An 11,341-nucleotide genomic window follows, 5' to 3' on the forward strand; every position below is an offset into this window, starting at 1 on the left:
TATGACTGAATCTTTTGCTCAACTATTTGAAGAATCCTTAAAAACAATCGAAACCCGCCCGGGTTCTATCGTTCGTGGCATCGTCGTTTCTATCGACAAAGATGTCGTTCTGGTTGATGCGGGTCTGAAATCTGAATCTGCAATTCCTGCAGAGCAGTTCAAGAACGCAGCCGGCGAACTGGAAATCCAGGTAGGCGACGAAGTTGATGTTGCTCTGGATGCAGTGGAAGACGGCTTCGGTGAAACCCTGCTGTCCCGTGAGAAAGCGAAGCGCCATGAAGCATGGATCACGCTGGAGAAAGCTTACGAAGACGCTGAAACTGTTACCGGTGTTATCAACGGCAAAGTTAAAGGCGGCTTCACAGTTGAGCTCAACGGTATCCGTGCGTTCCTGCCAGGTTCACTGGTAGATGTGCGTCCGGTGCGCGATACGCTGCACCTGGAAGGCAAAGAGCTTGAATTCAAAGTGATCAAGCTGGATCAGAAACGCAACAACGTCGTGGTTTCACGTCGTGCGGTTATCGAATCCGAAAACAGCGCAGAGCGCGATCAGCTGCTGGAAAACCTGCAGGAAGGCATGGAAGTTAAAGGTATCGTTAAGAACCTCACTGACTACGGTGCATTCGTTGATCTGGGCGGCGTTGATGGCCTGCTGCACATCACTGACATGGCATGGAAACGCGTTAAGCATCCAAGCGAAATCGTTAACGTGGGCGACGAAATCACCGTTAAGGTGCTGAAGTTCGACCGCGAGCGTACCCGTGTTTCTCTGGGTCTGAAGCAGCTGGGCGAAGATCCATGGGTTGCTATCGCTAAACGCTATCCGGAAGGCACCCGCCTGACCGGTCGTGTTACCAACCTGACTGATTACGGCTGCTTCGTGGAAATCGAAGAAGGCGTTGAAGGTCTGGTACACGTGTCTGAAATGGACTGGACTAACAAAAACATCCATCCGTCTAAAGTTGTTAACGTAGGCGATGTTGTTGAAGTTATGGTTCTGGACATTGACGAAGAGCGTCGTCGTATCTCCCTGGGTCTGAAGCAGTGTAAATCTAACCCATGGCAGCTGTTCGCTGAGACGCACAACAAAGGCGATCGTGTTGAAGGTAAAATCAAGTCAATCACTGACTTCGGTATCTTCATCGGCCTGGATGGCGGCATCGACGGTCTGGTTCACCTGTCTGACATCTCCTGGAACGCGACTGGCGAAGAAGCCGTTCGTGAGTACAAAAAAGGCGACGAAATCGCTGCCGTTGTACTGCAGGTTGATGCAGAGCGCGAGCGTATCTCTCTGGGCGTTAAACAGCTGGCAGAAGATCCGTTCAACAACTACATCACTTTGAACAAGAAAGGTGCCATCGTCACCGGTAAAGTGACTGCAGTTGATGCTAAAGGTGCTACAGTTGAATTAGCAGACGGCGTTGAGGGTTACCTGCGCGCTTCTGAAGCTTCACTGGACCGCATTGAAGATGCAACTCTGGTTCTGAACGTTGGCGACGACGTTGAAGCTAAGTTCACCGGCGTTGATCGTAAAAACCGTGTCGTAAGCCTGTCTGTCCGTGCGAAAGACCAGGCTGATGAGAAAGAAGCTATCAATACTGTTAACACCAAACAGGAAGAAGGCAATTTCTCTAGCGCTATGGCTGAAGCGTTCAAAGCGGCTAAAGGCGAGTAATCGACCTGAAGCACCGGGTGGGCAACCACCCGGATTCGGTAAAAGCTGTCATACATTCCTGTAGGGATAAACCGGAGGTTACATGACCAAGTCAGAACTGATCGAAAGACTGGCGGGACAGCATACTCATATACCGGCGAAAGTCGTTGAGGATGCAGTCAAAGAGATGCTTGAGCACATGGCCACTACGCTGGCACAGGGCGAGCGCATCGAAATCCGGGGATTCGGCAGCTTTTCTTTGCACTATCGCGCTCCGCGTACTGGACGTAACCCGAAAACGGGTGACAAAGTGGATCTGGAAGGTAAATACGTTCCTCACTTTAAGCCAGGCAAAGAGCTGCGCGATCGCGCAAACATCTACGGCTAAGCCGATACCGAACCCAATAAACGACATCTCCGGATGTCGTTTTTTTTTGCCTGCGATTCAGGCTGAGCAGTGATATCCAGATTACAGTCGTCAACACTGCAATGCCGCATTTTGTTTGTGAGGTCGCTCCAGCCTGCCTGATTGTTCCCTGTTAGTTTCACCTCAATCGCCCAGAATAATCGAACTGAAACAATGGATACGATTATGCTGACATGGACCGTTCTGGCGCGACTGGTGACTGTTGCAACATTCCCGCTATTGCTGATGGCCCAACTGCCCTCAGGTAAGATGATGGTGATTCTGGTACTGATGGGCCTCGCTTTGCTCCATTGCCGTTACCCATCCGTTCGCTGGACCGGTATTACGCTGCTGTTGCTGGCATGGGCTTTTAACGATGCCCGTCTGATGGTGCGGGATATTGAACAGCTCTCCGTGCGTCCCGCCACCTTTACGCTTGAGATCAGTGAACTGCGGAAAGAGAGAAAGCAAATCAGGGTTCGGCTACTGGAAGAAGAGGGCAGAATGATATTCCCTCCCCGCTTTGCCTGGCTTTATTTCGATACTGATCCGGAAACTTATTGTCCGGGACAACGCTGGACGATGCGACTTCGTTTGAGACCAGTCCATGCTCGTCTCAATGAGGGCGATTTCGATGCGCAGCGTTTTGCTCTGGCTAATAATACGCCGCTCCAGGGCAGGATCCTTAATCAGGTTGCCGTTAGCGAACAGTGTAATGGACGCTGGCGATTTATTTTATGGCATCGCGACAGGACCCACTCCATGCCTGCACGTGCCACGCTGGAGGCACTCTCCTTTGGCATCAGGGATGAAATGAGCCAGCAGACTCGCCAGTTACTTCGGGATACCGGTACTGCGCATTTAATGGCGATATCGGGCATGCATATCGCCCTGGCCGCCAGTACCGGCTGGATCATTACACGTGGGATGCAATTTATCCTGCCAGCCCGGCGTATCGGCTATCTCCTTCCGCTTATCGTAAGCTGGCTATTTGCTGCAACCTATACCTGGCTCTCAGGAGCACAGCCTCCCGCAGCGCGTGCATTGCTGGCCCTGACGCTGTGGGCAATAACACGGTTTGCGGGTGTACAGCTCAATAGCTGGCAGGTCTGGACCTTCTGTATTGCATTGCTGCTGGTGACGGATCCGCTGACCGTTTTATCTGACAGTTTCTGGCTCTCGGTACTGGCTGTAGGCATGCTGCTGGTCTGGTACCACTGGTTTCCCTTGCCTGCACGATTCCGTCATCAAAAGCGATGGATTCCGATACAACTGCTGCATTTGCAGGTGGGCATGATGATTTTAATGGTGCCGTTGCAGGTAGCGATATTCAACGGGATCAGCCTGACCGCACTGCTGGCAAATCTGGTGGCAATTCCGGTCATCTCGTTCATTACCATGCCATTGATAACATTCGCGTTGCTGCTGCCGATGGCGCCTGTATCGGGCTTCTTCTGGGGGGCGGCCGATCTCTCCGTACGTGCACTGTTTCATTCTCTGGCTTTACTGCCGCCAGGATGGTGGCCGCTGAGTGGCACAACCTGGTTTACGATTATGGTATGGGGAAGTCTGATTCTCTGGCGTGCGCAGTTCTTCTTTTCTTTGCCATTGAGCAGCTGTGTGTTAGCGCTGGCGATGATATTGAGTCGCCAGCCCCAGCCCCAGCCCCAGCCCCAGCAGGAGCAGGGCTGGCGCATCGATATGCTGGATATCGGGCACGGATTGAGCCTGGTGATCAGTCAGGGCAAGGAGGCGGTGATGTATGACACAGGGCCGCGCTGGCAGAACGACAACGCGGGGAGTCGGGTAATCATTCCATGGCTGGAGCGCAAACAGTTACAGTTAAAACAGATCATCCTGAGTCATAAACATCTCGATCATACCGGCGGGCTGGAGGCGATTACGCAACGCTGGCCAGCGGTAGAAATCAGAAGCGCGCTGGCAGAGAAAACGCATTTACCCTGTGTACGCGGCATGCAGTGGCGCTGGCGGCAACTCCACTTTCAGGTAGTCTGGCCGCTAACGGCACCTTTGCCGGGTGAAAATAATGATTCCTGTGTGGTGATCGTTGATGATGGTCAGGTCCGGCTAATGTTAACTGGCGATATTGAAGCGAAAGCGGAACGTCAGTTGGTGGCGCTGGAGAAGCAGGGGCTGAAGGTGGATATTCTGCAGGTACCGCATCACGGCAGCCGTACCTCGTCGACCTCATTACTGCTGCGCAAAACCGGCGGACACACCGCGATTGCCTCGCTCGCACGCTACAACGCATGGCGTATGCCCGCGAAAAGTGTTCTGGAAAACTATCGAACAGCCGGTTTTACATGGCTGGATACGGGCCAGTCAGGACAAATCAGTATCAGGGTAGAGCAGGGCAGCGTGCAGGTTTACACCTTACGGGAACAATTAATGCCCCGTTGGTATCATCAGTGGTTTGGCGTCAAACGCGAATCCAGGTAGAATGGCCGGCTATTTCCAACAGCGTGAATAAATAATGCATCAAGATAAAGATCTCTCTACGTGGCAGACGTTTCGCCGACTCTGGCCGATGATCGCGCCTAATAAAGCGGGATTAATTGCGGCTTCAGTCGCCCTGATTATCAATGCTGCGGGCGACGCCTTAATGCTCTCACTGTTGAAACCATTACTGGATGATGGTTTTGGTAAAGCTGACAGGTCGGTGATGCTATGGCTGCCGTTAGTGGTCATTGGCCTGATGCTGGTACGCGGCGTGACCAGTTATATCTCCAGCTACTGCATCTCCTGGGTCTCAGGCAATGTCGTGATGAATATCCGCCGTCGGCTGTTCAGCCATATGATGGGGATGCCGGTTTCATTCTTTGACCAGCAGTCGACCGGGACCCTGTTGTCGCGCATTACTTACGATTCCGAGCAGGTCGCCTCCTCTTCTTCCGGCGCGCTGGTGACGGTGGTGCGTGAAGGTGCTTCCATTATTGGCCTGTTTGTTATGATGTTCTACTACAGCTGGCAGCTGTCGTTGATCCTGATTGTTCTGGCACCCATCGTCTCATTTGCGATCCGTACTGTTTCAAAGCGTTTCCGCACCATCAGCAAAAGTATGCAGAACACAATGGGTCAGGTGACAACCAGCGCTGAGCAGATGCTGAAAGGTCACAAAGAAGTGCTGATTTTTGGCGGTCAGGAAATCGAATCGGAGCGTTTTTCCCGCGTCAGTAACCGTATGCGTCAGCAGGGAATGAAGCTGGTATCAGCATCCTCCATTTCGGATCCCATTATTCAGCTCATCGCATCGCTGGCACTGGCGTTTGTACTGTACGCCGCCAGCTTCCCAAGCGTCATGGATACGCTGACAGCCGGGACTATCACCGTGGTCTTCTCCTCAATGATTGCCCTGATGCGCCCGCTCAAGTCTCTGACCAACGTTAATGCCCAGTTCCAGCGTGGCATGGCGGCCTGTCAGACGCTGTTCTCTATTCTGGACAGTGAGCAGGAAGTGGACAACGGCACACGCGAAATGACCCGGGCGAAAGGCGATATCGAATTCCGTGATGTGACCTTTACCTATCCGGGCCGTGATATTCCGGCACTGCGTAATATCAATCTGTCACTGCCAGCAGGAAAAACGGTGGCGCTGGTGGGCCGTTCTGGTTCCGGTAAGTCGACGATGGCGAGTCTGCTGACCCGCTTTTATGACATCCAGCAGGGCGAAATCCTGCTGGACGGACATGACCTGCGAGAGTACAGCCTGCGTTCGCTGCGTAATCAGGTCGCGCTGGTGTCGCAGAATGTGCATCTCTTTAACGACACCATTGCCAATAACATCGCTTATGCGCGCAGTGAGCAATATAGCCGTGCAGAGATCGAGCAGGCAGCCACCATGGCGCATGCCATGGACTTTATCAATAAGATGGATAAAGGCCTGGATACTGTGATTGGCGAGAATGGCGTGCTGTTATCTGGCGGTCAGCGTCAGCGTATCGCCATTGCCCGTGCACTGCTGCGTGATTGTCCGATTCTGATCCTGGATGAAGCGACGTCTGCGCTGGATACTGAGTCAGAACGCGCCATTCAGTCTGCACTCGATGAGTTGCAGAAGAACCGTACCTCGCTGGTGATTGCGCACCGCCTCTCAACCATTGAGAAAGCGGATGAAATCGTGGTCATTGAAGATGGTCAGATTGTTGAACGCGGTACGCATCAGGTGTTGCTGGCAGAACGCGGCGCCTATGCACAACTGCATAAGATGCAATTCGGCCAATGATAGAACGTATCTGGAGTGGTCGCTCACCGCTATGGCTACTGCTATGGCCATTCAGCCTGCTGTATGGTGCGATCACGGCCCTGATACGTTTCAGTTACAGGCGTGGCTGGCGTAAAAGCTGGCGCGCGCCTTTGCCGGTCGTGGTGGTGGGTAACCTCACTGCCGGCGGCAACGGAAAGACGCCGGTGGTGATCTGGCTGGTTGAGGCGTTGCAGCAGCGCGGCCTGCGTGCTGGCGTTGTCTCCAGAGGGTATGGCGGCAAGGCGGATCACTATCCCTTGCTGGTTACCGCACAGACCAGCACGGAACAGGCCGGTGATGAGCCGGTTTTAATCGCTCAGCGCACCGGGGCGCCGGTCGCGGTGGCGCCCAAAAGGCGACAGGCGATTGAGGCATTACTGCAACAGGGTTCGCTGGATGTGATCATCACTGATGACGGCCTGCAACATTACGCCCTGCAGCGCGATCGCGAGATCGTGGTGGTAGATGGCGTACGCCGCTTTGGTAATGGCTGGTGGTTGCCCGCAGGTCCGATGCGCGAACGCGCTTCTCGTCTGCGGCAGGTTGATGCCGTCATCATCAACGGTGGCGACGCGCAGCCCGACGAGATTGCCATGCAGCTTCAGCCGGGGCTGGCCACCAATCTCCTGACCGGGGAAACCTGTCCAGCTGAGCAGCTGGGTGCGGTAGTTGCTATGGCCGGTATAGGTCATCCTCCCCGTTTTTTCACCACGCTGAAAAAGCAGGGCATCACGCCGGTTGCAGAGATCGCCTTTGCCGATCATCATGCCTACAGCGAGGATGAGCTGACCCGATTACTCCAGACAGGCCAGCAGCTGTTGATGACCGAAAAAGACGCGGTGAAATGCCGCGACTTTGCTCAGCCTGACTGGTGGTATCTGCCGGTCGATGCTCACCTGACCGGTAAATCCGTCACGCCATTACTGGCTGATATTGAACAACTCTGTCGCCGCACGCTCTGATACCCGCACCCATTCAGGTGATGCCTGATAAGGAAGAGGATGAACAGCCCGCATTCACTTTCGTTACAGCAAGCACGTCACCTTCATCTCGCCGCGCAGGGCCTGCTGCGTGCGCCGGCAAAACGCGCGGTGTATCAGGATCTGATCAACTGCATCTCCCGCATGTCGCTGCTCCAAATCGATACCATTCATGTGGTGGCCCGCAGTCCCTATCTGGTGCTGTTCAGTCGCCTGGGTAATTATCCTCAGGCATGGCTGGAGCAGGCGCTGGCGCAGGGTGAACTCTTTGAATACTGGGCGCATGAAGCCTGTTTTATTCCCCGCGCCGATTACAGACTGCTTCGTCATCGCATGTTGTCGCCTGAACGTCTGGGCTGGAAATACAACGCGCAATGGGTTGCTGACCACCAGCAGGCGATTGCTGAACTATTGCAGCAGATCCGGGAAAATGGCCCGGTGCGCGCCGCCGATTTTACGCACGCCGATAACCCGAAGTCAGGCTGGTGGGCATGGAAACCGCACAAACGTCATCTGGAAAATCTCTTCAGCGCCGGTGAGCTGATGGTCGCAGAACGCCGCAATTTTCAGCGCGTCTACGATCTGCGCAGCCGCGTAATGCCTGACTGGCAGGATGAACTGCATGGTATCAGCGAAGCCGAAGCGACCCGTCAGATGCTGATGAACAGCGCCCGCAGCTTAGGGGTTTTCCGCGCGGCCTGGCTGGCGGATTACTATCGCCTGAAGCGGACACCCGTAAAAGACTTTATCGCTGACGCCGAGGCTGCGGGCGATCTGGTCGCCGTCAATACAGAGGGTCTGGGCGAGATGTGGCTGCATCGTGACCTGCTGCCGTTGCTGGAGACTCCGCTGCAGGCGACGCACAGCACAGTGCTTTCTCCGTTTGATCCGGTGGTCTGGGATCGCAAACGCGCGCTTGAGCTGTTTAACTTCGACTACCGTATCGAGTGCTATACCCCCGAGGAGAAGCGCAAGTTTGGCTATTTTGTGTTGCCCATCCTCCATCGCGGGCAAATAAAAGGCCGGCTTGATGCCCGTATGCTGCGTCAGTCAAAACAGCTGGAGATTAAAAAACTCTGGCTGGAAGAGAAAACCCGTGTCACGGCGCGTTTTGCAGCAGATATCCGGCGCGCGATTGAACGCTTCGCAGCCTGGCAGGGCGCAGAAAGCGTCGCCATCCTGCAGGTACCCGATGCGCTTAAAGCGCACTGGCCAGCCCTGTGGACGCTGGATTAATCAAATTTTCGGCAGCCGCTGTGGGATGGTGTTTTACTCCATCCCGCATACGCCGCGCTATGGTATGCTTGAACCCTTACGCATTCGGTCCCTGATGGAGGACATATGGATCACCGTTTACTCGAAATCGTTGCCTGCCCGGTGTGCAATGGCAAACTCTACTTCAACAATGCACAGCAGGAGCTGATTTGCAAACCTGATGGCCTGGCCTTCCCGGTTCGTGACGGCATTCCGGTGCTGCTGGAAACGGAAGCCCGCACGCTCTCCGTCGAAGAGATTCATCCATGAGTTTTACGGCCATCATTCCTGCGCGTTATGCGTCAACCCGCTTACCGGGCAAGCCACTGCTTGATATCCATGGTAAACCGATGGTCGTGCATGTGATGGAGCGCGCCCGTGAATCGGGTGCCAGCCGTGTCATCGTTGCTACCGATCATCCTGACGTGGCACAGGCCGTTGAGGCGGCAGGCGGCGAAGTCTGCATGACGCGCGCCGATCACCAGTCCGGCACGGAGCGGCTGGCGGAAGTGATCGAAAAATATCAGTTTGCCGATGACGAAATCATCGTCAACGTCCAGGGCGATGAGCCGATGATCCCGGCAGAGATTGTGCGTCAGGTGGCGACCAATCTGGCGGGGTCAGCAGCGGGCATGGCGACGCTGGCGGTGCCAATTACGGATGTGGAAGAAGCTTTTAATCCGAATGCGGTGAAAGTGGTCATGGATGTGAATGGCTACGCGCTCTATTTCTCACGGGCTACCATTCCGTGGGATCGTGAACGCTATGCCGCCTCGCGCGAGCAGATCGGTGACACGCTACTGCGCCACATTGGCATCTACGCTTATCGTGCCGGTTTTATTCGCCGCTATGTTGCCTGGGCGCCTTGCCCTCTGGAACAGATTGAGCTGCTCGAGCAATTGCGCGTTTTGTGGTACGGCGAGAAAATTCATGTCGCCGTGGCGAAAACCATCCCGAGCGTGGGTGTGGATACGCCAGACGATTTGCAACGTGTTCGTATTGCCATGCAGGCCTGACAAGCGGGGAGCCTGTCTCCCCGTTTCAGCACCACGTTATTGATCCGCCGCTAAACTTATGGCCAACACTTCCTTCAGGATAGGGTGATATTCATCTGAGGAGGATGCCGCATGGAACAGCTTAAATCAGAACTCACGCTGGCGCTGGGTGAAACCATCAGCCGCCTCGAAATGATCAGTGAACATCCACCCACCCGGCTCTATGCGTTATACAATCGTGACGGCCTTCCTATGCCAGTGGTGGCGAAATATTTTCGTCACCAGGGCAGGGCGGCGATGGAAGCCAGAAAACTGGCGTTGCTGGGGCAGGCCGGGCTGGTCGCCGTACCCGCGGTCTATGGTCTGGTGCTGAGCCAGCAGCCGCCAGTGCATGAAATGCTTCTGATGGCGCGACTGAATGGTGTGACGGCGGAAGCACCGGCGCGGGATGCTCAGCGCTGGCAACAGTTCTGCGAACAGGTAGTCGAGGGACTGCTGGCTTGGCACCGGCTTGATAGCCACGGCCTGGTCGGCACAGTGGACAGCACGCAGCAGAACCGCTGGCCCGCCTGGTATGCACAGCGGGTTGAAGTGTTGTGGGCGACCCTGAGCTATCTGCGTCCACCCACCTTTACCCTGGACGATCGCCAGGTGCTGTTCCGCTGCCGCGCGCGACTGGCGCATCTGTTTCGCGGCTTCGATGATCCCTGCGTGATGGTTCATGGCAACGTGCGGCTGCAGAGCATGCTGAAAAACAGCCGCAGTGACCAGTTAATCGCGATGACACAGCCCGGCACGATTCTCTGGGCACCGCGTGAATATGACCTGATCCATCTGGATGCATCGCCAGCCGAAACGGCGCTACTGCATCATTACCTGCAACGGGCGCCGGTCTCAGAGGGTTTTATCTGGCGTCGGTGGGTTTATCAGCTGTGGGACTGCATCGACACGCTTATCCAGACCGGCACCTTTGATCGGCCGCGCTTTGACCATGCTCGCGCACAGTTACTTCCCTGGCTCGGCTGAGCCATCCTCGGTTTTCAGCCGTTGCAATAACGTGCCCAGCGTTTCATAAACGGCACGTTCGCTGTGACTTAGCCAGATCGATGACGGTATGGCCCGTTCCCAGCCATTCAGCGGTGAGGTAATCGCAAGCTGATTGGCGGGCGCGGCAATGGGCTTCAACCCGACCGCGTGGAAAAAGCGTATTGCCCGTGGCATATGATTCGCGGAGGTCACCAGCATTAGCGGGCGATTGCCTGCCACAGTTTTAACTGCCTGCGCTTCGTCTGCGGTATCGCGTGGCTGGTCAAGGATCTGAATATGTTCGTGAGGAACGCCCAGACTTTCCGCCACCTGTGCCGCTACCCAGGCGCTGCTCTTCGGATTGGTGCCGCCCGCTGCACCGGTAAAAATCAGGGTCGACTGCGGATTACGCCGCCACTGGCGCACACCCTCTGCCACGCGTGGCAGGCTGTTATTCAGCAGGTTCGAGCTGGGCGCCCATCCCGGATTAAAGGTATAGCCTCCACCCAGTACCACAATATAGTCCACCTTCTCTGCGCCGTTCCAGGTCGGGTAGCGGCTGTCCAGCGGCAGCAGCAGACGATCCGCCAGCGGCTGCAGACTCAGCAACAGAAGGAGCAGCCAGCTGACCGAGATCACGGTTTTGCCGCTTTTCTGCCAGCCAGTAAACCAAACCAGTAAAACACCAAGCGCCATCAACAAAAGCAGAAACGGCAGGGGTAAAAGCAGCCCGCCAATGACTTTTTTCAGGGTAAATAACAT

At 55.2% G+C, this 11,341-nt stretch carries 10 protein-coding genes; 9 read left to right on the forward strand and 1 reads right to left on the reverse strand.

What is annotated here, in order from left to right:
• Position 1 precedes the first annotated feature (1 nt).
• The 9 genes from rpsA (at position 2) to P2R09_RS02610 (ending at position 10,579) form a co-directional block, all read left to right on the forward strand.
• Positions 2-1,675, forward strand: a complete 1,674-nt coding sequence (gene rpsA / locus P2R09_RS02570) for a 30S ribosomal protein S1 (protein ID WP_003849352.1) — start codon at positions 2-4, stop codon at positions 1,673-1,675.
• Positions 1,676-1,757: 82 nt separating this feature from the next.
• On the forward strand, positions 1,758-2,042 hold the full coding sequence (gene ihfB / locus P2R09_RS02575) for an integration host factor subunit beta (protein WP_003849360.1): 285 nt from the start codon (positions 1,758-1,760) through the stop codon (positions 2,040-2,042).
• Between the two features lie 204 nt (positions 2,043-2,246).
• Complete coding sequence (locus tag P2R09_RS02580) at positions 2,247-4,520, forward strand: DNA internalization-related competence protein ComEC/Rec2 (RefSeq protein ID WP_275766859.1); 2,274 nt, start codon at positions 2,247-2,249, stop codon at positions 4,518-4,520.
• Between the two features lie 34 nt (positions 4,521-4,554).
• Positions 4,555-6,303 carry a lipid A ABC transporter ATP-binding protein/permease MsbA gene (msbA, locus tag P2R09_RS02585; RefSeq protein WP_003849365.1) on the forward strand — a complete coding sequence of 583 codons (1,749 nt, stop codon included), beginning with the start codon at positions 4,555-4,557 and terminating at the stop codon, positions 6,301-6,303.
• On the forward strand, positions 6,300-7,286 hold the full coding sequence (gene lpxK, locus P2R09_RS02590) for a tetraacyldisaccharide 4'-kinase (RefSeq protein ID WP_275766862.1): 987 nt from the start codon (positions 6,300-6,302) through the stop codon (positions 7,284-7,286). The genes msbA and lpxK overlap by 4 nt, the downstream gene beginning before the upstream one ends.
• A 39-nt stretch (positions 7,287-7,325) precedes the next feature.
• Positions 7,326-8,540 (forward strand): winged helix-turn-helix domain-containing protein, encoded by a 1,215-nt coding sequence (locus P2R09_RS02595; protein ID WP_008925847.1) that lies wholly within the window; start codon positions 7,326-7,328, stop codon positions 8,538-8,540.
• Positions 8,541-8,645: 105 nt separating this feature from the next.
• Positions 8,646-8,828, forward strand: coding sequence for a Trm112 family protein (locus P2R09_RS02600; RefSeq protein WP_003849374.1), 183 nt, complete (start codon positions 8,646-8,648; stop codon positions 8,826-8,828).
• Entirely contained in the window at positions 8,825-9,574 is a 750-nt protein-coding gene (gene kdsB, locus P2R09_RS02605) for a 3-deoxy-manno-octulosonate cytidylyltransferase (protein WP_275766867.1), read from the forward strand. Before P2R09_RS02600 ends, kdsB begins: the two co-directional genes overlap by 4 nt.
• A gap of 111 nt (positions 9,575-9,685) precedes the next feature.
• Entirely contained in the window at positions 9,686-10,579 is an 894-nt protein-coding gene (locus P2R09_RS02610; protein WP_008925849.1) for a phosphotransferase, read from the forward strand.
• On the opposite strand, the gene elyC is transcribed toward P2R09_RS02610, so the two are convergent.
• Complete coding sequence (gene elyC / locus P2R09_RS02615; protein ID WP_275767267.1) at positions 10,559-11,341, reverse strand: envelope biogenesis factor ElyC; 783 nt, start codon at positions 11,339-11,341, stop codon at positions 10,559-10,561. The two genes, P2R09_RS02610 and elyC, sit on opposite strands and share 21 nt — an antisense overlap.

Origin of the sequence: Pantoea sp. Cr_R13 (assembly GCF_029222565.1) — a bacterium.
GTDB classification, from domain to species: domain Bacteria; phylum Pseudomonadota; class Gammaproteobacteria; order Enterobacterales; family Enterobacteriaceae; genus Pantoea; species Pantoea eucalypti.